Origin of the sequence: Polyangium fumosum (assembly GCF_005144585.1) — a bacterium.
GTDB classification, from domain to species: domain Bacteria; phylum Myxococcota_A; class Polyangia; order Polyangiales; family Polyangiaceae; genus Polyangium; species Polyangium fumosum.
The window spans coordinates 38738-62868 of sequence record NZ_SSMQ01000020.1 but is presented as its reverse complement, the minus strand read 5'-3'; the positions used below and the strand labels follow the sequence as shown (position 1 = coordinate 62868).

Sequence of the window (24131 nt, the reverse complement as noted above, 5' to 3'; positions counted from 1 at the left end):
CCATGGCAACGACCGCTCCCCCGCAGCCCGCCTCCGGATCGCGCTACACCGCGAAGGACATCGAGGTCCTCGAAGGCCTCGAACCGGTGCGCAAGCGCCCCGCGATGTACATCGGCGGGACCGACACGCGCGGCTACCACCACCTGCTCTGGGAGATCGTCGACAACGCGGTCGACGAGGCGATCAACGGCCACGCCAAGCGCATCGAGGTGACGCTCGACGCCGATCGGCGCGGCGCGACGATCGGCGATGACGGCCGCGGCTTCCCGATCGACGTCCACCCGAAGTACAACCGCCCTGCGCTCGAGCTCATCCTCTGCACGCTGCACGCCGGCGGCAAGTTCGCGAGCTCGAACTACAAGGTCTCCGGCGGCCTGCACGGCGTGGGTTCGAGCGTGGTGAACGCGCTCTCCGTCGAGCTCAACGTGAAGGTCCTCCGCGACGGCTTCGAGCACATGCAGGCCTTCAGCCGAGGCATCCCGACGGGCAAGCTCAAGCGCGGCGCCGCGACCCGCAAGCACGGGACCGTCCTGCACTTCCGCCCCGACCCCGAAATCTTTGGGGACAAAGCATCGTTCGACGCGGACACCGTCCGCGAGCGCCTCGAAGCGAAGGCCTACCTGCACGGCGGCTTGCTCATCGTCTTCAAGGATCAGGCGACGGGCGAGACCGTCGAGCTCGTGCACCCGAACGGGATCGTCGACTACCTGCCGAAGCTCGTCACGCAGCGGGGCAAGCCCGCGGTGCACGCGTCGATGTTTCACGTCGCGAAGGACGGCGACATCCGGCTCGAAGCCGCGCTGCTCTGGACCGAGTCGCCCGAAGAGTCGGTGCGCTCCTATGTGAACGGCATCCCGACGCACTCGGGCGGCTCGCACGAGAGCGGCTTCAACACCGCAATCGTGAAGGCCGTACGCGCCTTCATCGAGGCGAAGAAGATCCAGCCGAAGGGCGTTACGCTCACGGCCGAGGACATCCGCGAGGGCATCGTCGGCCTCCTGTCGATCTACATCCAGGAGCCGCAGTTCCAGGGGCAAACGAAGGATCGGCTGAACAACGCCGAGGCCGGCCCCGCCGTCGAAGGCATCGTGCGCCCCGCGCTCGAGCAATGGCTGCTCGAGAACGGCACGGCCGGCGAGGCGATCGTGATGCGCTCGATCCTGGCCGCCCGCGCTCGCGAAGCCCGCCGCGAGGCGACGCAGCAGGTCGTCCGCAAGACGGCCGTCTCGCACCGCCTGAACCTGCCCGGCAAGCTCGCCGACTGCAGCTCCACCGACCCGAACGAGAGCGAGCTCTTCATCGTCGAGGGCGACAGCGCAGGCGGCTCCGCCAAGCAGGGCCGCGACCGGCGCACACAGGCGATCCTGCCCCTGCGCGGCAAGGTGCTGAACGCCGAGCAAGCCTCGACGTCGAAGGTGCTCTCGAACAAGGAGCTTCAGGACATCGTCAGCGCGCTCGGCTGCGGCTTCGGCAAGGACTTCGACGCCTCGAAGCTCCGTTACGGCCGAATCTTCCTGCTGATGGACGCCGACAGCGACGGCCAGCACATCGCCACGCTGCTCCTGACGTTCTTCTACCGCCACCTGCCAGGCCTCATCCGCGGCGGCCACGTCTACCTCGCGCAACCTCCGCTCTTCCGGATCGACGCGGGCAAGGAGACGCACTGGGCCCTCGACGAGAAGGAGCGTGACCGCATCCTCGTCAAGCTGCCCAAGGGCCACAAAGCGGAGATCTCCCGCTTCAAGGGCCTCGGCGAGATGCCCGCCGAGGACCTCAAATCCACGACGCTCGACCCGCGCCGCCGCCGCGCCCTGCGCGTGATCATCGAAGGCGAGCTCGAGACCGATCGCATCCTGAACGAGCTCATGGGCAAAGACGCCTCGGCCCGCTTCCGGTTCATCATGGACCGAGCCCAGAGCGCCGAAATCGACGTCTGATCCCGGGGCTTCCCCGCCCCTGCCCGCCCCCCTCCCCCCACATCTCCGCGGTTCGTCCCCACGCACCCCCCCGTGCGTCCGGGATCACGCGCGCGCGTCACTTGCGCAATCCTCGCCCCACCGTCGAACCGCAGCGACGGTCATCCGGAGCCGAACCTGCGCGAGTTGAGCAGACTCGGCGCAACACGAGATCCCCCCGCTCATACGCAGGGTTAGGCCCGAGCGCCAAGACCCGCAAGGGTCGGAACGATGCTCGGCAGTCCCGGTCACGCCGCCAAAAATCCGCCAGATCTGCGCAAAATCCCGGCACATTTGCGTTTCAGGTCACCACGAAAACACGCGTCCAGTCCCACATGTGTCGTTATGCGCATCCGAGATTGGTATGCCTGTATGGTAAATTCAGATACCAGATACCCCCCCTGACGACCTTCGGCCCGAGGGTTGCAAAGGCAGAACGTCGAGTTGCCGTCACGGCGCCGCATGCAGCGGCGAGAGTCCCCGTGGCAAGGAGAGGTTCCCGTGAGCGATGCGCTTTCTTTGACGATGCTGGACGCACCCTCCGCCGCCCGTATGCCCTCGGCCTCGCATATGCCGCCATTTGCGGTTCGCCAGGCCCCCATCACCCAAACGCTGCCGAAGATCCCCGCTCCGCAGCCTTCACAAATCATCCCGAAGAGCACGCCCGAGCGCATGCGCGTTGCCCGCGAGCGCATTCGGGCCGCCGCAGAAGCCGGTCAACGAATCCGCTCGTACGAGGTCGCCCTCGACCTCGACCTGTCCGAGTTCCACTTCGCCCGGCAGTTCCGCGCCGCCTTCGGTCGCTCCCCTCACGTCTTCTACGATGAGGTGCGCGCCCAAAAAGCCCGCGAGCTGCTCACCGAAGGCATGAGCGAAGGCGACGTCGCCCGCCGCATCGGCTTCCGCAGGCCCGCCGAGCTGCGTGCCCTGCTGTCGAAGCGCTGAGCCAAGTCGGCTCGACCCGGGTTTTCCCCCGGCCCCCCTCCTCCCAGTACAACGTAGCGCCGGGGTTTCACCCCGGACCCGACCAGGGGTTGTTCACCCCTGGACCCGAACCAGCGCAAGCGCTGGACACAGGGTCGATGAACTGCGCTCCGCGCAGCTCATCGAACAGCCAGGGTCAAGACCACAGGCGACCTTGCCCATCGAGACGGCAGCGCTGACGGCTCAACCGGCAACGGCCCCGTCGCCAGATCGAGACGCACCTTCATGGTCTTTCCACGGGCCCGTTGGAAGAACTGCGCGGAGCGCAGTTCTTCCAACCTCGGTCCAGGCCGTGCCTGGTCCGGGGTGAAGGGGGCGGACAGCCCCCTTCCGGGGTGCGGGGCAGAGCCCCGCGCAGGGCGTGCGCGGACGACGAGACGCGGCTCTGGATCCGCTCTGCGGAGCGCGTGTCGCGGCCTCAGCGGGCTGCGCGACGGAGGACGCTGACGCCGGGCCAGGTCTTGCCGCGATCTGTGACTTCCCACTCGTCCGCGCCGAGAAACCGGCATTTCGCGCCGTCGAACATGCCTCCGCTCGCTCGAAGCGTGAAGGCGTCGCCGGACTCGCCATCCACCTGATACGGCGCGCTTTCGTCGGGCGTCTTCGAGGTCCGCACGCTCTGCGCATCCTTGTCGAACCCGATGCGCAGCGACTCGAACAGGTCCGCCATGAGCGGCATCGCCTCGTTCGGGATCGGGTGATCCGACGTGTACCGCACGATCTCCCACGTCCCCTGAAGCTTCTTCTTCACGCCCACGAGCTCGGGCTCGGCGGGTTTGTCCGCCTCGATCGCCGCGCCCGTCGCTGGCCCTTCCACGGCCTGCCCACTGCCCCCTGCGCAGCCCACGAGGAGCGGCACGAACATGATCCCAAGGCGAAAACGTCCCACGATCCAGGAAGGTACGCCGACTTTGGGAGTCACCTCAAGCCCGCCGGGAACAGACCCCGATCCGCTGGTGCTGGAGCGACGGCAAGCTCGCCCGGACGTGCGCGAGGTACGCCGGATCGAGCGTGCCGACGACGATCCCCTCCCCCTCCGAAGCCTGCGCCACGACCTCCCCCCAAGGGTCCACGATGCACGACTTCCCGTACGTCTTGCGCCCCTTCGGATGGCTCCCCCATTGCGCCGCCGCGATCACGTAACACTGCGCCTCGATCGCCCGCGCGCGCAGGAGCACGTGCCAGTGATCCTTCCCCGTCGCGAGCGTGAACGCCGCTGGCACGACGAGCACCTCGGCGCCGCGCGCGACGAGCTCGCGGTACAGCTCGGGGAAGCGCAGGTCGTAACAGATCGAGAGGCCGATCCGCGTGCCCGCGACGTCGACGACGATGGGCTCGTCGCCCGGCATGCACGAGGCCGACTCGCGGTAGCGCTGGCCATCGCCGACCTCGACGTCGAACATGTGGATCTTGCGGTACCGCGCCACGATCTCGCCCGAGGGCGCGACTGCGGCGAAGGTGTTGTGGACGCGCTTCGGATCGGACGAGCGCTCGGGGAGGCCGCCCGCGAGCATCCAGACGCCGTGTTTCGTGGCGTTTTCCGCGAGGAATGCGCGGATCCGGCCGCCGTCCTTGGCGTCGAGATCCTCGGCGACGCGCAGCCGCTCGTCGTCATCCCCGCCCATGAACGCGAAGTTCTCGGGCAAGACCACGACCTTCGCGCCGCGTGAGGCAGCTTCGGCCACGAGGCGCCCGGCCCGGCCGAGGTTCTCGGCGAGGTCCGCCTGGCTGTTCATCTGCACGGCCGCGGCAACAAGAGGCTCACGCATGCGGGGAAGCCTACCTCGCGCAGGGCGTAGCGTGTCGAACATGAGGTTCGTCCACTGAAATCGACCAGGGCCCACGCATGCCCCTTCCCGACCTCGGATGGGCCGCTATTCTGCGCGCCGCATGGGGCCCCTCTCGTACCTGCCGCGGTCAATTCTCGGCGTGGCGCAAGAGATCGTGCGGCACCTCCTCAAAAGGCCCGTGGTCGGCGTCGCCGTGGCTGCCCGGACGGATGACGGGAGGTGGCTGCTCATCCGCCGCGCCGATACGGGGACCTGGGCGCTGCCCGGCGGCACGGTCGAGTGGGGCGAGACCTTGCGGACGACGGTCGTGCGCGAGCTCGACGAAGAGGCCGGGGTCGACGACGTGACGATTGGCCCGATCGTGGGCGTGTTCTCGCGGCCGGATCGCGACATCCGGTTTCACGCGGTGACGATCGTGGTGACCGCGCGCGTGGCCGAGCCGAGCCGGCCGCCGAAGAACCGGCTGGAGATCCGCGAGGCGCGGCTCTTCCGCGACGAGGATCTGCCCGCGCCGCTGGCGATGGGGATGGACGACATGCTCGCCGCCGCGCGACGCGGCGAGGTGGTGTTCGAGTGACGTTCGAGGCGACTTGAGGGAGGACACGAGGATGACGCACCTGCACCACGGCTGGGACAAACAGCCGGATCCGGCCGTGCGAGCGCGGATCGACGAGCTCGCCGAGCGCATCGAGCGCTACCGCGCGAGCTACTACGCCGGCAAACCCGACATCTCGGACGCCGCCTACGACGCGCTCGAAGACGAGCTGCGGGATCTCGATCCGACGCACCCGGTGCTGGCGCGCGTCGGCACGCCGGTGGCCGTGACCGAGTGGGAAAAAGCTCGGCACGAGATCCCCATGGGCTCGCTGAACAAGGTCGTGAACGAGGCCGAACTCGAAGCCTGGGCCGCGCGCTGCGACGAGCTCGTCGTGAAGGAAGGCGGCAAGGCGATCTCGGACGATCTCTTCGTCGCGGAGAAGCTCGACGGGATCTCGATCGAGGTGATCTACCGCGACGGCAAGTACGCCGACGCGATCACGCGCGGCGATGGGATCATGGGCGAGCGTATCTCGCCGAACGTGGCCCGCATGCGCGGCGTGCCGCAGAAGCTGAAGGAAAAACTCACGCTCAGCGTGCGCGGCGAGATCATCCTCAAGCTGTCGGACATGAAGAAGTCGTTCCCGGGCGTGGCGAACCCGCGCAACGCCGCCGCCGGGACGTCGAAGCGCTTCGACGGCCAGGGCTGCGAGCACCTGACGGTGCTGTTCTACGACCTCGCCGATCACCTCGACGTCACGACCGAGGAGCAGAAGATCACGTTCCTGCGCAAGCAGGGCTTCGGCACGCCCTGGACCGCGAAGGGCACGCTGAAGGACGTGCTCGGGATCTACCGGAAGTACGCGTCGGAGATCCGCGCGGGGCTCGACTACGAGATCGACGGGCTCGTGGTGCGCGCGAACTCGACGGCCGCGCAGACCTTGCTCGGCGAGGTGAACCGGAGGCCCCGCGGCGCGACCGCGTTCAAGTTCGCGTCGCAAGCGAAGGTGTCGAAGGTGGTGGAGATCCTCTGGGACACGGGCCCGAGCGGGCGCGTGACGCCGGTGGCGATCGTGGAGCCGGTGGAGCTCGCGGGCGCGACGGTGCAGCGCGCGAGCCTGCACAACGTAGGCAACGTGCGCGCGCTCGGGATCGGCGTGGGCGACGAGGTCCTGGTCTCGCGCCGGAACGACGTGATCCCGTACGTCGAAGAGGTGGTCGAGAAGGGCGGCAAGACGGAGCAGCCGCCGACGCGCTGCCGCCGCTGTTCGGCCGAGCTCGTGACGAGCGGCGAGTACCTGCTCTGCCGCAACCAGGCGTGCCCGGCGCTCGTCGAGGGCCGGATCCACAACTGGATCGACGCGATCGGCGCGCTCGAGTGGGGCGACAAGCTGATCGAGCAGCTCGTCGAGGCGAAGCTCGTGAAGGAGCCGGGCGATCTCTACAAGCTGAAGCCGAAGCAGATCGCCGACCTCGAACGGCGCGGCGACAAGATCGCGAAGAAGGTGCTCGACGAGCTCACGAGCCGGCTGCCGCTGACGCTTCCCGTGTTCCTGGCGGCGCTCGGCATCGAGGGATTTGCGATCCAAACCGCGCGGCTGCTCGTGGCGTCGGGCTACACGACGATCGAAAAATTGCTCGCGGCGACGGAGCAGGAGCTCGCGGGGATCTCGGGGCTCGGCCCGATCAAGGCCGGCATGATCGTGCGCGGGCTGCAGGGCCGCAAAGCCGAGATCGAGCGGCTGATCGCGCAGGGCATCGTGCCCGTGACGCAGGAGCAGGAAGGGCCGCTCGCGGGGATGTCGTTCTGCTTCACGGGCGCGCTGAGCCGTCCGCGCGGCGAGATGACGAACCTCGTGGAGGCGAACGGCGGGCGCGTGCTCTCGGGCGTGACGAAGGAGCTCAACTACCTCGTGAGCGCCGAGGCGGACTCGACGTCGAGCAAGGCGCAGAAGGCGAAGAAGTACGGGACCGTGCTCCTCGACGAGGCCGGCTTCTTCAAGCTCATCCAAGACAAGGGCGTGACGGTCTCCTGACCTCGATCACGCCCACGCCCCGCTCCCCTCCCCTCACCAGTACGTGTCCTGATCCTCAGTGACCCCGGCGAGCCGATCGAGGGTGATCGGCTCGCGCCCCGGCACGAGGATCCGCCCCGAAAACTCGCCCGCGAGCTGAAGGAAACGCGAGCGGACGATCCCGAGGTCGTGGCGCTCGGTGTGGAGGCCGCTCGGCGTGAAGGTGAGATCGACGCGCTCGTCGGGCGCGCGGACCTGCCAGCTCGACAGAGGTCGTTCGCGGTCAAACGAAAAACGAACACCCGAGAGGGGCACGACCTCGCCGTCGATCCACGCGACGCACTCGCGATCCCCGACGAACCCCTCGGTGAGGTTCAACGCGATGGGTTTGCCCTCGGCGGTGCGACCGAGACCAAAACCCCATCGCCACGCGGTGTGCCGTTCGAGCAGGCCCGCCGTGAAGTCGTACCCGGCGAGCGCTCCGTCGAGCGAGAACTTGCGGCCCGCCGCGACGAGCGAGCCGTTCACCGAGAGGAGCGCGCGTTTCTCCGTCGTCGAGAAGAGGCCCTCCCGGAGCGCTGCGACCACCCCCAGCGCAGGCGGCGCCTTCGAGGTGCCGAGCCGCGCCTGAAGTTCGAGGCCCTGCATGCGTACGTCAATGGCGTAATCGCTCTGTCCGACCGGTCGCGAGACGGAGAGGTGATTGGCGCCGAGGTGGTAGGAGGCGAGGCAGCCTTCGCCGCCGCTGTCGCCGATGAAGGCGCTGAAAGGCGGGCCCTTCGTGGTCTCGTCGACCAGGGCGCGGCCCTCGCGTCGATCGACGACGAAGGCAAAGGCGTTGGCGGCGTAGCCGAGGCGGATGATCGCGACGGCGCAGATGAGCTCGTCGGAGGCGATCGCCACGTAAAACCAGCGCTTTTCGCGGCGCACGCGGGTGAGCGGGTTCTTCGCCGCGGCCCCGAAGGCGACGGGCGGCAGACCCCCTTCGTACGTGCCGAACCGGGGCCGCTGGGTGGTCGGGTCGAGGATCGCTTCGGGCGGAGTCCGGTGGATCTGCATCCACGGGAGAATAGCGAGCCCTGGGAAGACGGCACGGCCCTGTGCACGGCGCGGGAGCGCCCCCGCGGATCGCGGTGGTAGACTCGCGCGCCATGCAGGCCGCGATCGTGAACACGCCCCATCCCGTCAACGAACCGGTGCGTTCCTACGCGCCCGGGACGACCGAACGCGCGGAGCTCAAGGCCGCACTCGCGCGCATGTCCGGCGAGACGATCGAGATCCCGATGGTGATCGGCGCAAACAACGTGTTCTCGGGCCGCCTCACCGAGGTGCGCGCGCCGCACAAGCGGAGCCTGCTCCTCGCGCGTGCGCACGACGGAAATCGCACGGACATGGCCGACGCGATCGACGCCGCGCTCGCCGCGTCGAAGATGTGGGGCGAGATGCCGTGGACGGCGCGCGCAGCGGTGTTCCTGCGCGCGGCGGAGCTGCTCGCGACGCGGTACCGGCCGTTGCTCAACGCGGCGACGATGCTCGGGCAGAGCAAGACGGCGCATCAGGCCGAGATCGACGCGGCCTGCGAGCTCATCGATTTCTTGCGCTTCAACGTGGCCTACGCGCGGCAGATCGCGACGGAGCAGCCGCAGAGCTCGCCCGGGACGTGGAACGTGATGGAGCCGCGTCCGCTCGAAGGGTTCGTCTTCGCGGCGACGCCGTTCAACTTCACGGCCATCGCGGCGAACCTGCCTGCGGCGCCCGCGATCATGGGCAACACGGTCGTGTGGAAGCCGTCGGCGAACGCGCTGCTCTCCGCGCACTGGATCATGACGCTCTTGCGCGAGGCGGGGCTGCCCGACGGCGTGATCAACCTCGTGATGGGCGATCCGGCGGAGATGGCGACGGCGGCCCTGGAGCACCCGAGCCTCGCAGGTGTGCACTTCACGGGCTCGACGCCGGTGTTCCGCTGGATGTGGCGCAAGGTCGGCGAGAACATCGATCGGTACCGGACGTACCCGCGGCTCGTGGGCGAGACGGGCGGGAAAGATTTTGTCTTCGCCCACGCGAGCGCGGATCCGACGGCGCTCGCGGTCGCGCTCGTGCGCGGCGCGTTCGAGTACCAGGGACAAAAGTGCTCGGCTGCGTCCCGCGCGTACGTGCCGAAGTCGATGTGGCCGGCGCTGAAGGAACGGATCGTGGAGCTCACGCGGATGATCCGCGTCGGCGACGTGGCGGACTTCCGCAACTTCATGGGCGCGGTGATCGACGGTCGCGCCTACGCGCGGATCACGAGCGCCGTGGAAGAGGCGCGTCGCGGCGGGCACGCGCGGCTCATCTGCGGCGGCGAGTGGAGCGACACGGAGGGCTTCTTCATCGAGCCGACGGTGATGGAGACCGACGATCCGAAGCATACGCTGATGGAGACCGAGCTCTTCGGCCCCGTGCTGACGGTGTGGCCTTACGAGAACGGCAAGGAAGACGAGGCGCTCGCGCTCTGCGACGAGACGAGCCCGTACGCGTTGACGGGCGCAGTGTTCGCTCGTGATCGGGCGTTCATCGAGAAGGCCAGCACCGCGCTGCGCCACGCGGCGGGGAACTTCTACGTGAACGACAAACCCACGGGCGCCGTGGTCGGGCAGCAGCCGTTCGGCGGCGGGCGCGCCTCGGGGACGAACGACAAGGCGGGCAGCGTGCTGAACCTGCTGCGCTGGACGTCGCCGCGCGTGATCAAAGAGAGCTTCGAGCCGCCGCGCGCCGTGCCCTACCCGTTCCAGTCCGAGCCTTGACGCGGGCGCCTCTGCGTCACTCCGGCGTGGCCCGACAAGCGCCGCCCTCGAGGGCGACGCACACGCCCTTCTCCTCCTCGTAGTACTCGGCTTGCTCCTCGTAACAGTCGGCCTGGTCGGAGAGGGACGCGGCGTAGGCCGCGTCGTCGGCCGCGAGCTCGAGGCAAGTCGACGTGCAGAGCGACGCACTCGCGCCGGGCTGGCAGAGCGCATTTTTCTGGCAAACCACGGCGCAACTGTCCTCGGGGGAACGATCGCCGCAGGCGCAGATCACGAAGGTCAGGAGAAGGGCGAAGAGCGTCGAAGGGCGCATGCGTCGAGGATAACGCAGGCGGGTTTTGGCAGAGCGCGCCGAGTGGTATACGGGCGCTCCGATGCGCACCCCGAGCTTCGCCCTGGTCTCGCTCGCCCTCGCCCTCCTCGCCTGTGGTGGATCCACCCCCGAGCCCGTGACGCCCCCGACCGCGGACGCGGACACCCCGAAGACGAGCGGCGCCACGACAACGGAAAAGCCTGCGGATCCGCCGCCTGCGCCCGCGGCCAAGCCCGCGTTTGATCCCGTGGCGCTCGGCATGACGCCGGACGGCGCGCGCAAGCTCTGTGATGAGCACCTCGCGAAGGCGAAGGGCCTCGCCGAGGACATCAAGGCGCTGAAGGGCGCACCCGCGGACAAGCTCACGTTCGCGTCGACGGTGGGTCGCTTCGACGACGTCGTCCTCGAGGTCGCGAGCGCCGGAGAGTTCCCGTACCTGATGGGCGTCGCGCACCCGGACGCGGCCGTGCGCGAGGCAGCGAAGGCCTGTGAGCCGAAGACGGACGCCTTCCAGACGTCGCTCTGGCTCGACGCGGACGTGGCCGCGGTGATCCAGGCCTACGCGAAGAAGGGCGAGAAGCTCGAAGGCGAGCGGGCGCGGCTGCTGGCGGATGTGCTGCGCGATTTCCGGCGCAACGGGCTCGAGCTCTCTGCGGACAAGCAGGCGCGGCTGCGCGAGCTCAACGCGGAGATCACGAAGAAGGGCCAGGCGTTCATGTCGAACATCGGCGCTTCGACGGAGTGGATCGAGGTCGACGAGAAGGAGCTCGAAGGGCTGCCCAAGGAGTACGTCGCGAGCCACAAGCCGAACGACAAGAAGAAGGTCCGCATCTCGACGGACTACCCGGACTACTTCCCGTTCATCACGTACGCGAAGAACCGCAAGCTCGCGCTCGAGCTCTACGTGAAGTTCACGAACCGCGGCGGCAAGCAGAACGTGCGGCTCCTGGAGGAGCTGCTCGCGCTGCGGACCGAGAAGGCGAAGCTGCTCGGCTACGAGACCTGGGCGGACTACGCGATCGAGCCGCGCATGGCGAAGAGCCGGAAGAACGTGCGCGAGTTCCTCGACAACCTCTCGGCCGCGCTGAAGGATCCGGTGAAGGTCGAGCTCGAGGAGCTGCGCAAGGAGCACGTGCGGCTCGGCGGAAAGAAGACGGACGTGCTCTATCCGGCGGATCGGTACTACCTCGAGGACAAGGTCCGGAAGGCCAAGTACAACTTCGACTCGCAAGCGCTCGCCGAGTACTTCGAGATCGGCGCGGTGAAGAAGGGTCTGATGGACACCACCGCGAAGATGTACGGGCTCGAGTACCGCGAGGTGCCGGCCGCGGCGTGGCACCCGGACGTGACGGCGTACGAGGTGTGGTCGAAGGGCGAGAAGATCGGGAAGTTCTATCTCGACCTCTACGCGCGCGCCGACAAGTACAAGCACGCGGCGATGTTCGGCGTGCGCACGGCGAAGCGCCTGCCCGACGGGACGTGGCAGCAGCCGATGGCGGCGCTCGTGTGCAACTTCCCGAAGTCGGAGGGCAGCCAGCCGGGCCTGATGTCGCACGAGGAGGTGACGACGTTCTTCCACGAGTTCGGCCACGTGCTGCATCAGCTCCTCACGCGCTCGGAGCTCGCGTCGTACTCGGGCTCGAACGCGGTGCGCGACTTCGTGGAGGCGCCGTCGCAGATGTTCGAGGAGTGGGCGTGGTCGCGCGACGTGCTCGACACGTTCGCGCGGCACTACAAGACGGGCGAGAAGATCCCGGACGCGCTCTTCACGTCGATGACGAAGGCGCGCACGTTCGGGCTCGCGCTCGGGACGCAGCGGCAGCTCTTCCTCGCCTCGCTGGATCAAGAGCTCCACGCTCGCAAGGCGCCGTTCGACACGACGAAGGTGGTGGAGGAGGTGCAGGGCAAGGTGGACGTGTTCCCCTACGTGAAGGGGACGCACTTCCAGTCGAGCTTCGGGCACCTGATCGGCTACGACGCCGGCTACTACGGCTACCAGTGGGCGCTGAGCCTCTCGCGCGACGTGCTGACGCGCTTCCGCAAGGAGGGCCTGCTCAACACGACGACGGCCGACGCCTGGCGGACCGAGGTGCTGGCGAAGGGCGGCGGTGAAGACGAGCGGACGATGATCTCGCGCTTCCTCGGCCGCGCTCCCAGCCACGACGCGTACTTCACGTACCTCAAGGGCAAGGAGTGACGCGAGCAGGGGGCGCACCGCGCGCCCCCGCGTCCCTCAAGGCTGCACCGAGATCCCCATCGACTCGCGCAACGTGCTGTGTGCCTCGGAGACCGTGAATCCGAGCAGATCAGCGATCTTCGTCTCCGCGTCGAGCGCGCCACGCGGCTCGGCGCGGAGGAGCGTCGCGACCACGTCGAGGCTGCCGCAGAGGAGGTAACCCGCGCGCGTCGCGCATCGCTCCACGGCCGCGGCCCAGCGGGGTAGGTCCGGACGAACGTTTGCCGCGGCGAACGCGGAGACGGCTTCCTCCAGCGCCTTGCGTTGTTCGTCGTCGAGGTGCGCTTCGAAGAGCGGCTTGAATGCGAGCACCACGTCGCGGATCTTCGCGGGGATCGGCTCGTCCGGCAGGGCGATCGCGATGGCGCTGACGAAACACGCGCTGAGCTCTTCGAGCGAGGGGTAGAAGAGCAGGAGCCGGTGATGGCCCACGTGGTACGTGAGGTGCCGGCCCACGAGGAACGCGAGCTCCGCGAGCGTGCGGCCGCGCAGCGCGTGCTGGCCCGCGAGGACCGTGGCGTCCGTCGCGGGGATGGCCACGAGGCTCACGCCGGCGTCCTCGCGCACGTACACGTCGGGCGGCGTCACGCCGAGGAAATGGCTGCCCCAGGCGAACGAGCGCACGATCGAGATCGTGCTGCGCTGGAGGTCCTGCTTCTGCGACGCATCCAGCGCCGGGAGCCGCCCATCGCTCTCGAGTTGTTCGAGCCGCGCGGCGATCGCGGCGCCCGCGATCGCTTCGAGCACGCCTTCGGTGAGCGTGTCTCTCCGCTCGTCTCGCAAAAGATCCCAGCCTTCGGTGGGCATCGCGCTCAGGAAACGCGGCACGCCGTTCGGCTTGTGCTCGTCGTAGAGGAACTTCTCGCGCGACTCGACGACGCCGAGGTGCGCGGTGACCACGGAGGCGGTGTACGCCACGTCCGGCTGGCGGAGCTTCTGCGCGACGTCGAAGATGTCGTGGTACGACTGGGCGCGCTGCGGATCGAGCTTCGCCGCGTCGCGCAGGTGTACGAGCGCGCGCTCATGCCGGCCGATCGTGCGTGCGAGATCCGCGACGACGAGGTGGCCGCCGAGATCCTCGGGGCGCTCGTCGACCGAGCGCTCGAAGTAAGCGAGCGCCACGAGCGGATCCTCCAGGTGATCTCGGAAGAGGAGACCGAGGCGCCGCCCGATCTCCCACGCCGCGCGGCGACGCGGCTCGCCTTGGGGGAGCCGATCGAGGCGGGCAAGCGCGCGGCGGTAGATCGCTTCGAGCTGGCTCCACTCCTGCCGCTCCGAGAGGATGCGCGCGAGGGTGTCGAGCGGTTCGATCATGCTGGAGTCGCTGTCGATCGCGAGCTCCAGCATCTCGATCGCGAGCTCCTCGCGTTCGATCTCCTGGCAGTAGGTCGCGAGCTCCAGGTAGCTCGCGGCGCGGTCGCGCGGGACCGGCGTGAGCTCCGCGATGCGGCGGCGGCTCTCGATCACCTTGTCGATCTCGCTCGCGTGCTCGTAGAGGCGGCGCAGCTTCCCGAGGACCAGGAGATCCTCGGGGCGAATGTCGCGGGCCCGCTCGAACGAGGCGCGCGCGCGGCCCGGATCGGAGCCGATGCTCTCCCAGCGATCGCCGAACTCCATGAGGTGCTCGAAGCGCTCCGTCTCGCTCGTGAGGGTCGCGAGCAGTCGCTCCTCGGCGGCGTGTACGGCGCGGAAATCACGCTCCGTCACGTTGAGCACGATGAGGGCTTCGAGCGCAGGGCGGTACTCGGGGCGGAGCGTGAGCGCCTTGTCGAGGTTCGAGATCGCCTCCTTGCGTTTCTCCTGCCCCCACTTCGCGGTCGCGAGGCGAACGTAGAGCTCGGCGCGCTCCTCCGTGTCGCCGGGCGCGAGGTGGCCGAGCGCCTTGCGATACTCGCCGAGCGCGCCCTCGTGATCCTTGGCGGCGAGCATCGCATCGCCCACGTCGCGATGGTGCACCGCGGGCGACGTCTCCACCGCCGGCGGCGTCTCGGGCGCAGGCGACGCGTTCGGCGACGTGGTCGGCACGGGCGGCGGCGAGGACACACGCGGCGACGCGACCGTGGTCGCCGCGGGCTCGGGGATCTCCGGCACGACGGTGATGCGCGGCGCGGGCGCAGGCGAGACTTCTTCGGCTTGCGGGCTCGGCGTCGTCGCTGGCGCGACCGATGGAGGCACCGGCTCCTGGATGATCACGCGAGGGACCGACGCTTCGGGGCGCGTGAACGATCGATCCTCGGGCAACGTCGTCGCCACGTAAGCCGCAGAAGGCTCACTCGCCTGCAGGATCCGCGCAGGCTCGGGTGCGATCGAAGGCGCGGGCTCGGGTTCGGGCTCGGTTGTGCTCTCCTGCGTGATCTCGGGCGCGGGCTCGGGCGCCGTCGAGCTCGGCAGGATGCGCGAGCGCAACGTCGTCACGGGACCGCGCTCGCCGAACGCGGCGTCGTCGAGCACGACGTCCACGCTCTGCGGCATGTTCTCCGGCGAGCCCTCCCGCAGCGGCGGCGGCTCGACGGCCTCCACGCGCACCGAGCGCGCGTGCGGCTTGCCGAGGGATCCGAGCAGCGCCTCGGCCGCCTCCGATTCGAGCGTCACCTCTTCGAGCCGCTCGCCGCGCGCCAGCGCCTCCGCGTCGAGCGTCGAGGGCGCGTCTGCCAGCGCAGGCACGCCCGCGTCCTTCCAGATCGTCGAGCCGACGGGCACCGGGATCAACGCGAACGGCGTCCAGCCGCGCGCGTGCGCGAAACACGGCACCACGCCGACGAGCCCTTCCTTGATGCGCTCGTAGAGCATCCGCGCGAGCAGGCCCGTCTCCGCGTCCGCGTCGTCGAACGCGTTGATGAGCGCGCGCGTGAACGGCGACGGTCGATCCTCGACGCCGGGCGCCGAGGGCCGCGCCGCGATGAGCAACTCGATCCCGCTGCGCTGCGGGTTCACGGCGTCTTTCGCGGCGGCGACGACGGTCGCGCTGCGGAACGGATCGGCGGGCGCAGGCGCGTGGCGGCACTCGAGCACGAAGAGCACGGGACCCGACACGTGATCCTGAAAGACGGCGACCACGTCCGCGAGCGCGTCGCCGGTCTGCGGGTTCTCGGGATCGAGGCATAGGAAGAACTCGCCGTCGACCGAGACCGCGACGGGGCTCGACACGTAGAAGAGGAGCTCGTCCTCCGGCCCCGGCTTGCGCTGCTCGAAGAGCGTGTCGAGCTGCTCGGCGAGATCCACGTGGGGATCGATGTCCACGACCTCGAACGCCGTGTCGTCCAGGGGGAGACGCGAGCGCAGGATGTCGCCGTCGAGCGCGCCCGGCGGAGCGCGCATGTCGGAGAGGAGCGAGGGCGTCGCGACGATCGCCAAGCGCATCAGGCTGCTCCCGGGCCGCGGGCCTTCATCGAAGCAGGGAATCTACCAGGCCTCGGGCGTGGTGAGCGCAGCGAACGACAGGCCTTGGTGGTCCACCGGTTCCAGTGTCCTGGGCTGCAAGGGCGCGGGAGGCTCACGAGACCTTCGCCCGCGCCGTGGGCAGACGCCCGACCAGCTCGGCGCCGTTCGCCGGGCGCCGATCGTCCGGGCCGATGCACACGTCGGCGATCGCGCGCCACCGCGCGGCCTCTTCCATGGCGATCCCCCGCTCCCCGAGCCTGTGAAGCACGTCTTCGAGCACGCGGCCGTAGCCGTACACGTCGTCGCGCGGGTCGCTCGACCGGCCGGCGATGCGTTCGGGCGAGACGTATCCGGCGCTGCCCCCTTCCCCGCGGGCGCCGAGCGGCCGCGCGATGCCGAAGTCGCCGAGCAAGGGCTCACCGGTGTCCCGGAGGAGCACGTTCGCCGGCTTGACATCCGCGTGGACGAACCCTCCTGCGTGGAGCCGCGCGAGCGCCCGAGCGAGCGGGAGCGCCCAGCGATCGATAGGGACGAGCGCCGCGAGATCGCCCCGGGCGAGCACGTCGCGCACCGATCCCCGCGGGATCCACTCGAGCGCGAGCCATCCTTCGTCTGGGTCCGCGTCGAGCACGCGGATCACGCCGGGCCCACGCATCCGATCGGCGAGCCGCGCCTCCCGTTCGAGGTGCTCTCGGTCGCGACCACGTCGATGGTAGACCTTGAACGCGAGGCGCCGGCCGAGCAGCTCGTCCTCGGCCTCGTAGACGGTCCCGGCGCCGCCGCGCGCGACTTCACGCAAGAGCCGGAACGGCGCGCGCGCGCCGGCGTCCGTCACCACCGTGGCCTCGTCGAGCCGCCGCGCGGGTCCAGGCGCTGCACCGAGCGCCGCGCGCCATCGCGTGTGCCGCTCCCGCGCGCCCGGCGTGTCGATGTTCCGCGCGAGCACCCGCTCGATCGTCCCGAGCGCGCGCGGAAGCTGGCCGAGCGAGGCGTTGAGATCCGCCGCGAGCAAGAGCGCTGGCGTGCTCGACGCGTTCGCCAGCGCATCGAGCGCGCCCTTCTCGTCGCCGCGCGCCGCGAGGATGTCCGCGCATGCGAGCCGCACGGCCTCCGGCACCGCGTAGTCCTCCGCGGCTTCGAGCACACGCGCCGCGGCTTCGGCCTCGCGCACCGTCCCGCGCGCCTTGCGCAGGAGCAGGATCGCTTGCTCCTCGCTCGGACCATCCGGCGCGCCCACACGCGCGAGCTGCGCGAGCTCGGCAGACGCTTCGTCGACGTCGGCGCGCGCAGGCTCGCGGCGCGGCTCTGCACGCGCAGCCGTCGCGCGATCGTCCGCTCCGCGAAGGGCCTCCTCGCTCGTGGCCTCGTCGCTCTCGCCGAAGAGCCGCCCCCTGATCTTCCGCCACAAACTCACGCGCCGCTCCCGCTTCCTTCGCGGCTCGCCGTGGCCACGCGCAACACCACGGGCCCGCCGCGACGCGCGCGGATCTCGTCGCCGACGCAAAGCTCCACCTCGGCGGCGAGTTCGAACTCGCCCAGGATCGGCCGCGGCGCACCACTCGGCGTCCGCAGCACCACGAATCCGTTGTCGCCGTGTGCAACCCGATCGACGTGCAGCGCGCCCACCACGAGCGGGCCGAGCGGCGCGAGGAAACGTGTCCCCGCGATCGTCACGACCACGCCATCCGGCACGAGCTCCCGCTCGAGCGACGCCGTCGGCCGCTCGATCCCGCACGGCACCTCGCCGCCGAGCTCCAGGCGAATCCCCTCACCCACCGGGATCACGCCCTGGATCCGCGCGCCCGCGAGCATCGTCCCGTTCCGCGTGTCGAGATCCTCCACGAAGATCGCATTCCCCTCCCGGCGGATGCGCAGGTGCGTGCGGCTCACGGCCCGCGCGCCCACGAGGATCGTCGCTTCCCCGCGGCCGATCGTCACCTCCTCACCGAGCGCCGCATGGAAGCGCTTCCCGCCGATCTCCAGATCAACGAGCGGCCCTGTCGCGAGGCGCGCTCGGATCGCACGGGCGGCGTCGGCCACGACGTCGTCGTCTCGCTCCGCGAGCGCGGCCCGCGCGACGTCCAATGCGGCGCGACGCTCCGCGGTCCGGTCGAGATCGGCCACGCGCCTGCGCACGTCCGTCACCTCGCGGACCTTGCGCGACTCTGCATGCGAGGCCTTCAGGCGCTCTTCGAGCTTCTCGATCGCGCCCATCTCCGTGAGCACCCGGATCTCCGCCTCGGCGTCGCCAAGCTCCGCGTAGAGCTCGGCCGCGCGTTCGAGCTGCCCTGCGCCTTCGAGCTCGCGGGCGACGCGCCCGAGCTCGCTCTTCAACGAAGCCCCGCCGCGGGCGCGGATCACGTCGAGCGTCAGCAACGCCTTGCGACCGAGCGCGCGTTTCTGGATCTCCTCGCTCTTCGCGGTGCGCGCGGCGACGTCGCAGAACGCGATCCGTTGCTCGGCCGAGCCTTCGGCGTCGGCGCGGAGCAAGAGCACGCGCGCCGCTTCGTCCGGCATCTCGGCCTCGACGTACAGCGTGGCCGCGGAAGCAAGATCACCGGCGAGCTCCCGGGCGCGCGCGTCTTTTGCTCGTCGGCCCTCGCCCCAGCGCAGGAAGCGATCGAAGAGACCCACTGCGCGGCATGGTAGCGCGGCTCGGAAGGCTTGCGCGAGGGCTCTCGCGAGGCCCGCCGTGCCCGGCTGTTGACTCTCCCCTTCCCTCCGCGGACCATCGGAGGCTCGATGTCCAACTTTACGACCGGTCAGACCCGCCTGGGCGAGCTGCTCGTCCGCGAGAAGCTCATCAGCTTGCAGCAGCTCCGCCAAGCGCAGGAAGAGCAACGCAAGAGCGGAACCAACCTGGGCCAGGTGCTGACGAAGCTCGGCTACCTGTCCGACGACGACATCGCGAGTTTCCTCGCCACCCAGTACGGCGTCCCCGTCGCCAACCTCGACGGCACCGAGTTCGATCCCGACGTCTTGAAGCTCGTCCCGCGCGACGTCTGCGAGAAGCAGAAGATCATCCCGCTGTTCCGGTCGGGCACCTCGCTCGTCGTGGCGATGGCGGATCCCACGAACCTCCACGCGATCGACGACATCAAGTTCCTCACGGGCTCCATCGTCGAGCCGCGCGTCGCCTCCGAGGGAGCGATCCTCCAGGCCATCGAGCGCGCCTACTCCGCCGGCCCCTCCTACGACGAGATGCTCGCCGAGTTCGGCGACGAGCAGGTCGACTTCACGGTCGACACCGAGGACGTGAACGTCCTCGAGCTCGAGAAGGCGGCCGAGGGCGCGCCGGTCGTCAGGCTCGTGAACGCGATCCTCCTCAACGCCATCAAGAAGGGCGCGAGCGACATCCACATCGAGCCGTACGAGAAGAAGCTCCGGGTCCGCTACCGCATCGACGGCGTGCTCGTGGAGGAGATGCAGCCTCCGATGAAGCTCAAGAACGCGATCGCGAGCCGGCTCAAGATCATGAGCTCGCTCGACATCGCGGAGCGCCGCTTGCCGCAGGACGGGCGCATCAAGCTCAAGCTCGGCAAGGGCAAGGAGATGGACTTCCGCGTCTCCGTCTGCCCGACGATCTGGGGTGAGAAGATCGTCATGCGCCTCCTCGACAAATCGAACCTCCAGCTCGACATGACGAAGCTCGGGTTCGACAGGAAGCCGCTCGAGGACTTCCAGTGGGCGATCAACCAGCCCTGGGGCATGGTCCTCGTCACGGGCCCGACGGGCTCCGGCAAGACGACGACGCTCTACTCCGCGCTGAGCGAGCTCAACCAGATCGAGACGAACATCAGCACCGCCGAGGATCCCGTCGAGTACAACCTCCACGGCATCAACCAGGTGCAGATGCAGGACTCCATCGGCCTGAACTTCGCGGCCTCGCTCCGCTCCTTTTTGCGCCAGGACCCGGACATCATCATGGTCGGCGAGATCCGCGACTTCGAGACCGCCGAGATCGCGGTCAAGGCTGCGCTCACGGGCCACATGGTGCTCTCCACGCTGCACACGAACGACGCGCCGTCGACGATCTCGCGTCTGCTCAACATGGGCATCGAGCCCTTCCTCATCACCGCGAGCGTGAACCTCGTCCTCGCGCAACGCCTCGCGCGAAAGAACTGCGCCGACTGCCGGCAGCCCTTCAAGCAGGACCCGCGCACGCTCGCCGACTTCGGCTTCACGCCCGATCAGCTCAAGAACGCCAAGCTCATGAAGGGCGCGGGCTGCAAGACGTGCAACGGCTCGGGCTACAAGGGCCGCGTCGCGCTCTACGAGGTCATGCGCTTCACGGACAATCTGAAGGAGCTCGTCCTCCAGGGCGCCTCGACCGCCGAGCTCAAGACGGCTGCGATCAAGAACGGGATGATGACCCTGCGCATGGCGGGCATCGAGAAGGTGATGCAGGGCATGACCACGACCGAGGAGATCGGCCGCGTCACGATGGGAGACTAGCGATGACCGCGGAGACGCCGGGGCGCGAGCCCCTCCGTTACACGATCCAGCAGCTCCTCAAGGTCATGGTCGACAAGGGGGCGAGCGACATGCACATCACGCGGAACTCGCCTCCGCTCCTGCGCATCGACGGCTCGGTCGTCCCGCTCAAGCTCCCGCCGCTGAACGACGAAGACACGAAGGAGCTCTGCTACTCGGTCCTCAGCGAAGATCAGAAGCTCGTCTTCGAAAAGAAGAACGAGCTCGACCTCTCGTTCGGCCTGTCGAGCATCTCCCGCTTCCGCGCGAACATCTTCATGCAGCGCGGCGCCGTCGCGGGCGCGTTCCGCCAGATCCCCTTCAAGATCCTGAGCTTCGACGATCTCGGCTTGCCGCCCGTGGCCGCCGAGATCGCCAACAAACCGCGCGGCCTCGTGCTCGTCACCGGACCGACAGGCTCCGGCAAGAGCACCACGCTCGCGAGCATCATCGACAAGGTGAACTCCGAGCAGCGCCTGCACATCATCACGGTCGAAGACCCGATCGAGTACATCCACAACCACAAGCTCTCGGTCGTGAACCAGCGCGAGGTCGGCGCCGACACGGCGTCGTTCAAGGACGCGCTCAAGTACATCCTCCGCCAGGATCCGGACGTCGTGCTCGTCGGCGAGATGCGTGATCTCGAGACCATCGAGGCGGCGCTCACGATCGCCGAGACGGGCCACCTCGTCTTCGCCACGCTGCACACGAACAGCGCGGTCTCCTCGATCAACCGCATCATCGACGTCTTCCCCGCGCATCAGCAGTCGCAGGTCCGCGCGCAGCTCAGCTTCACGCTCGCGGCCGTCATGACGCAGCAGCTCGTCCCCAAGATCGGCGGAGGCCGCACGCTCGCGCTCGAGGTCATGGTGCCGAACGCGGCCATCCGGAACCTCATCCGCGAGGACAAGCTCCACCAGATCTACTCGCAGATGCAGGTCGGCCAGGCGGGCAGCGGCATGCAGACGATGAACCAGTGCCTCCACGGGCTCTACCAGCGCCGCCTGATCTCGCTCGAAGACGCGCTCGCGCACGCCGGTGACATGGAGGAGCTGCGCGCCATGATCGAAGGGCGCGCCGTCCGCCGCGGCCCCGCGACCTAGCGAGCCCGGCGGATCCAGCCTCACGCGCGCGCCGCCGAATCTCTCCCGTAAGAAACAAAGCAGGAATTTTGACACCCCACCGCCCGTTCAGTAGGGTAGGCGCTGCGATGCAAGGGCTCACCGAGCGCCAACAGCAGGTTCTGCATTACATCCGCCAATCCATCCACGAGCGGGGCTACCCGCCCACGTTGCGGGAGATCGGCGCACACATGGGGATTCGCTCCACGAACGGGGTGAACGACCATCTGCGCGCGCTCGAGCGGAAGGGGTACTTGACGCGGGAGGACATGAAGAGCCGCGCCTTGCGGCCGAAGGACATGTCCGCCGCCAACGTACGGGCGGACGAGCCGCTCTCAATGCCCGAGGCGCCCGAGGACGACCTGCTCGAGGTCCCGGTGGTCGGCCGGATCGCCGCGGGCCTGCCGCTGCTCGCCGAGGAGCACGTCATCGACACGGTCCGCATCGATCGGATGCTCGTCCGTGGCGGCCGCGAGATCTTCGGCTTGAAGGTCACGGGCGACTCGATGATCGAGGCCGGCATCCTGAACGGCGACTACATCTTCGTGCGACGCCAGCCTACCGCGCAGCGTGGCGAGATCGTGGTGGCGCTCATCGGGGACGAGGCGACGGTCAAGTACTACTTCCCCGAGAAGGACTACGTCCGGTTCCAGCCGGCGAACGCGAAGATGGCCCCGATCCTCGTGCGGGCCTCGGACTTCAAGCCGACGATGTTGCTCGGCGTCGTGGTCTCCGTCTTCCGCCGACTTTGACCGCGTCCCGCGCGCTCGCACACTGGCATTGACGCGCGGCGCGCACGCTTGATAGCGTCCGGGGCACGGATGGGAGCGACGGATCGGTTCCGTCGTCGCTCCAGAAAGAACGCGATCGTGAAGGCGCACGTGCGGCGGTTCCGAATCGGGGTTTGGGGCGGAGGGCGCCAGGAGGCGACCCGGAGCCCCAAGCGTGGAGCTTGGGTGCTGGCAGCGATGGGGATCTTCTCCCTCATCGGCGCGACCGGCTGTGGCGGCTCGATCTACGCGATCACGTCGAGCAGCGCTTCCTCGAAGCTCGAGACGGCGGAGGCGCTCGGCGCCGAGCGCTACGCGCCCTACGAGTTCTGGACGGCGAAGGAGCACCTTCACAAGGCCATGGAAGAGGCTTCGACGGCCGACTACGGCGACGCGATCAAGTTCGCGAGCACGGCCGAAGAGTACGCCGAGAAGGCCATCGTTCTCGCGAAGCAGGCGCACGAGGGATCGGGCCGATGAAGAGCACGCGCGGCGCTACCAAGATGCAGAAGCCGGCGCGTCGTCCGGCGGATCGTTCGTACGGGCGCTGGGCGCTCCCGGCGCTCGTCGTCATGGCGATCGGTCAGGCCTCGTGCTCGCAGGTCTCCGTCATGCGCGGCGACATCGAGGGCCTCACGAAGGTCGCGGGGCAGGCCGAGCGCAACGGCGCGATCCGCTGCGCGCCGCGCGAGCTCGCGACGGCGAAGAGCCACCTTACGTTCGCGGAGACGGAGCTCGATCAAGGCTTCCTCTTCAAGGCGAAGGCGCACCTCGACATCGCGCGCGCGAACGCGCACGCGGCTTATGATCTCTCGCCGCCGCAGAAGTGCGCCGAGCGTGGCTTCGTCGAGGAAGAGGCGCCGCCTCCGCCGCCTCCGCCCCCGCCGCCTCCCGGCGACTGCGACGGCGACGGGTATCTCGATCCGCAGGACACGAAGTGCCCGTGCGAGGCCGAGACGTGGAACGGCTTCCAGGACGAGGACGGCTGCCCCGACGATCCGGACACGGACGGCGACGGCTTGCCGAACTCGAAGGATAGCTGCGTCCTCGTGCCGGAGGACAAGGACGGCTACCTGGACGACGACGGTTGCCCGGAGATCGACAACGATCTCGACGGAATCCTCGACGACGCGGACAAGGATCCCTCGACGGGCAAGAGCTGCGCGAACGAGCCCGAGGATCCGGACGGGTACGAGGACGTCGACGGCTGCCCTGAGCCGGACAACGACAAGGACACGGTCCCGGACCTCGAGGATCAGTGCCCGAACGAGCCCGGCGTGGTGGGCGGCGACAAGCCTGGGTGCCCGAAGAAGCCTTCTCTCGTCATCGTGACGGAGAAGGAGATCAAGATCACCCAGCAGATCCACTTCGAGTTCGACAAGGACAAGATCAAGCCCGACAGCTACGCGATCCTCGACGCGGTGGCACAAGTTCTTCAGGACAACCCGAAGATCAAGATCGAGATCCAGGGCCACACGGACAACAAGGGTGCGGCCGCGTATAACAAGAAGCTCTCGGATCGCCGCGCTGCGGCCGTTTTGAAGTACCTCGTCGCGAAGGGCGTCGAGCCGAGCCGGCTCACATCGCACGGCTACGGTATGGAGATCCCCCTCGTTCCGAACACGACCGATCAAAATCGCGCGCTCAATCGACGCGTGCAATTTGTCCGGACCGAAGGTCAGAAGTAAAACCTCGGTACCGACCAGCCCTCCCCCATCGCTCCTCCCGGAGGACAGACCGCCGTGTATCTTCGTCCGTTTGGGTCGTTCGCTG

18 protein-coding genes are annotated in these 24131 nt (G+C 68.7%); 11 read left to right on the top strand and 7 right to left on the bottom strand.

Going from position 1 to position 24131, the window contains the following annotated elements; translation table 11 throughout:
• Nucleotides 1-2: 2 nt before the first annotated feature.
• Together E8A74_RS20300 and E8A74_RS20295 are read left to right on the top strand one after the other, a co-directional pair.
• A complete protein-coding gene (locus E8A74_RS20300) occupies nucleotides 3-1937 on the top strand; it encodes a DNA gyrase/topoisomerase IV subunit B (protein ID WP_136930689.1) in 1935 nt (644 codons plus the stop codon).
• A 519-nt stretch (nucleotides 1938-2456) separates the two neighbouring features.
• On the top strand, nucleotides 2457-2900 hold the full coding sequence (locus tag E8A74_RS20295) for a helix-turn-helix domain-containing protein (RefSeq protein ID WP_170229247.1): 444 nt from the start codon (nucleotides 2457-2459) through the stop codon (nucleotides 2898-2900).
• Between the two features lie 457 nt (nucleotides 2901-3357).
• Here E8A74_RS20295 and E8A74_RS20290 read toward each other — a convergent pair whose 3' ends face one another.
• The gene (locus E8A74_RS20290) at nucleotides 3358-3804 is read right to left on the bottom strand and encodes a hypothetical protein (protein ID WP_136930687.1); all 447 of its coding nucleotides are present in this window, start codon (nucleotides 3802-3804) and stop codon (nucleotides 3358-3360) included.
• A 58-nt stretch (nucleotides 3805-3862) separates the two neighbouring features.
• On the bottom strand, nucleotides 3863-4708 hold the full coding sequence (locus E8A74_RS20285) for a carbon-nitrogen hydrolase family protein (protein WP_136930686.1): 846 nt from the start codon (nucleotides 4706-4708) through the stop codon (nucleotides 3863-3865).
• 121 nt (nucleotides 4709-4829) lie between these two features.
• On the opposite strand from E8A74_RS20285, the gene E8A74_RS20280 reads away from it, so the two are divergent.
• A complete protein-coding gene (locus E8A74_RS20280; protein WP_136930685.1) occupies nucleotides 4830-5306 on the top strand; it encodes an NUDIX hydrolase in 477 nt (158 codons plus the stop codon).
• Between the two features lie 31 nt (nucleotides 5307-5337).
• Nucleotides 5338-7302: an NAD-dependent DNA ligase LigA gene (ligA, locus tag E8A74_RS20275; protein ID WP_136930684.1), complete on the top strand. Its 1965-nt coding sequence runs from the start codon at nucleotides 5338-5340 to the stop codon at nucleotides 7300-7302.
• A 33-nt stretch (nucleotides 7303-7335) separates the two neighbouring features.
• On the opposite strand, the gene E8A74_RS20270 is transcribed toward ligA, so the two are convergent.
• Nucleotides 7336-8340 (bottom strand): DUF2804 domain-containing protein, encoded by a 1005-nt coding sequence (locus E8A74_RS20270; RefSeq protein WP_136930683.1) that lies wholly within the window; start codon nucleotides 8338-8340, stop codon nucleotides 7336-7338.
• Between the two features lie 92 nt (nucleotides 8341-8432).
• Here E8A74_RS20270 and pruA point away from each other — a divergent pair, with 92 nt between their 5' ends.
• Nucleotides 8433-10064, top strand: coding sequence for an L-glutamate gamma-semialdehyde dehydrogenase (gene pruA, locus E8A74_RS20265; RefSeq protein ID WP_136930682.1), 1632 nt, complete (start codon nucleotides 8433-8435; stop codon nucleotides 10062-10064).
• Nucleotides 10065-10080: 16 nt separating this feature from the next.
• On the opposite strand, the gene E8A74_RS20260 is transcribed toward pruA, so the two are convergent.
• Entirely contained in the window at nucleotides 10081-10377 is a 297-nt protein-coding gene (locus E8A74_RS20260; protein WP_136930681.1) for a hypothetical protein, read from the bottom strand.
• 61 nt (nucleotides 10378-10438) lie between these two features.
• Here E8A74_RS20260 and E8A74_RS20255 point away from each other — a divergent pair, with 61 nt between their 5' ends.
• Nucleotides 10439-12574 (top strand): M3 family metallopeptidase, encoded by a 2136-nt coding sequence (locus tag E8A74_RS20255; RefSeq protein ID WP_136930680.1) that lies wholly within the window; start codon nucleotides 10439-10441, stop codon nucleotides 12572-12574.
• Between the two features lie 36 nt (nucleotides 12575-12610).
• On the opposite strand, the gene E8A74_RS20250 is transcribed toward E8A74_RS20255, so the two are convergent.
• The 3 genes from E8A74_RS20250 to E8A74_RS20240 form a co-directional block, all read right to left on the bottom strand.
• A complete protein-coding gene (locus tag E8A74_RS20250; RefSeq protein ID WP_136930679.1) occupies nucleotides 12611-15973 on the bottom strand; it encodes a tetratricopeptide repeat protein in 3363 nt (1120 codons plus the stop codon).
• Between the two features lie 133 nt (nucleotides 15974-16106).
• Complete coding sequence (locus tag E8A74_RS20245; RefSeq protein ID WP_136930678.1) at nucleotides 16107-17408, bottom strand: protein kinase domain-containing protein; 1302 nt, start codon at nucleotides 17406-17408, stop codon at nucleotides 16107-16109.
• Nucleotides 17405-18628, bottom strand: a complete 1224-nt coding sequence (locus E8A74_RS20240; protein WP_211365406.1) for an FHA domain-containing protein — start codon at nucleotides 18626-18628, stop codon at nucleotides 17405-17407. Before E8A74_RS20240 ends, E8A74_RS20245 begins: the two co-directional genes overlap by 4 nt.
• A gap of 108 nt (nucleotides 18629-18736) precedes the next feature.
• Between E8A74_RS20240 and pilB the strand changes: the two genes are divergently transcribed.
• From pilB to E8A74_RS20215, 5 genes are all read left to right on the top strand, one after another.
• Entirely contained in the window at nucleotides 18737-20449 is a 1713-nt protein-coding gene (gene pilB / locus E8A74_RS20235; protein ID WP_136930677.1) for a type IV-A pilus assembly ATPase PilB, read from the top strand.
• Between the two features lie 2 nt (nucleotides 20450-20451).
• On the top strand, nucleotides 20452-21570 hold the full coding sequence (locus E8A74_RS20230) for a type IV pilus twitching motility protein PilT (protein WP_136930676.1): 1119 nt from the start codon (nucleotides 20452-20454) through the stop codon (nucleotides 21568-21570).
• Between the two features lie 107 nt (nucleotides 21571-21677).
• The gene (gene lexA / locus E8A74_RS20225) at nucleotides 21678-22340 is read left to right on the top strand and encodes a transcriptional repressor LexA (protein WP_136930675.1); all 663 of its coding nucleotides are present in this window, start codon (nucleotides 21678-21680) and stop codon (nucleotides 22338-22340) included.
• A 216-nt stretch (nucleotides 22341-22556) separates the two neighbouring features.
• Entirely contained in the window at nucleotides 22557-22838 is a 282-nt protein-coding gene (locus E8A74_RS20220; protein ID WP_136930674.1) for a DUF4398 domain-containing protein, read from the top strand.
• Nucleotides 22835-24046, top strand: a complete 1212-nt coding sequence (locus E8A74_RS20215) for an OmpA family protein (RefSeq protein ID WP_232379667.1) — start codon at nucleotides 22835-22837, stop codon at nucleotides 24044-24046. The genes E8A74_RS20220 and E8A74_RS20215 overlap by 4 nt, the downstream gene beginning before the upstream one ends.
• The last annotated feature ends 85 nt before the right edge of the window (nucleotides 24047-24131 follow it).

Bases quoted from the DNA above. Each gene is read 5' to 3' on its own strand.
- pilB (WP_136930677.1), top strand. From the start codon at position 18,737: ATGTCCAACTTTACGACCGGTCAGACCCGCCTGGGCGAGCTGCTCGTC.
- E8A74_RS20215 (WP_232379667.1), top strand. From the start codon at position 22,835: ATGAAGAGCACGCGCGGCGCTACCAAGATGCAGAAGCCGGCGCGTCGT.
- lexA (WP_136930675.1), top strand. From the start codon at position 21,678: ATGCAAGGGCTCACCGAGCGCCAACAGCAGGTTCTGCATTACATCCGC.
- E8A74_RS20300 (WP_136930689.1), top strand. From the start codon at position 3: ATGGCAACGACCGCTCCCCCGCAGCCCGCCTCCGGATCGCGCTACACC.
- E8A74_RS20270 (WP_136930683.1), bottom strand. From the start codon at position 8,340: ATGCAGATCCACCGGACTCCGCCCGAAGCGATCCTCGACCCGACCACC.
- E8A74_RS20255 (WP_136930680.1), top strand. From the start codon at position 10,439: ATGCGCACCCCGAGCTTCGCCCTGGTCTCGCTCGCCCTCGCCCTCCTC.
- E8A74_RS20220 (WP_136930674.1), top strand. From the start codon at position 22,557: ATGGGGATCTTCTCCCTCATCGGCGCGACCGGCTGTGGCGGCTCGATC.
- E8A74_RS20290 (WP_136930687.1), bottom strand. From the start codon at position 3,804: ATGTTCGTGCCGCTCCTCGTGGGCTGCGCAGGGGGCAGTGGGCAGGCC.
- E8A74_RS20260 (WP_136930681.1), bottom strand. From the start codon at position 10,377: ATGCGCCCTTCGACGCTCTTCGCCCTTCTCCTGACCTTCGTGATCTGC.
- E8A74_RS20230 (WP_136930676.1), top strand. From the start codon at position 20,452: ATGACCGCGGAGACGCCGGGGCGCGAGCCCCTCCGTTACACGATCCAG.
- ligA (WP_136930684.1), top strand. From the start codon at position 5,338: ATGACGCACCTGCACCACGGCTGGGACAAACAGCCGGATCCGGCCGTG.
- E8A74_RS20280 (WP_136930685.1), top strand. From the start codon at position 4,830: ATGGGGCCCCTCTCGTACCTGCCGCGGTCAATTCTCGGCGTGGCGCAA.
- pruA (WP_136930682.1), top strand. From the start codon at position 8,433: ATGCAGGCCGCGATCGTGAACACGCCCCATCCCGTCAACGAACCGGTG.
- E8A74_RS20285 (WP_136930686.1), bottom strand. From the start codon at position 4,708: ATGCGTGAGCCTCTTGTTGCCGCGGCCGTGCAGATGAACAGCCAGGCG.
- E8A74_RS20250 (WP_136930679.1), bottom strand. From the start codon at position 15,973: ATGCGCTTGGCGATCGTCGCGACGCCCTCGCTCCTCTCCGACATGCGC.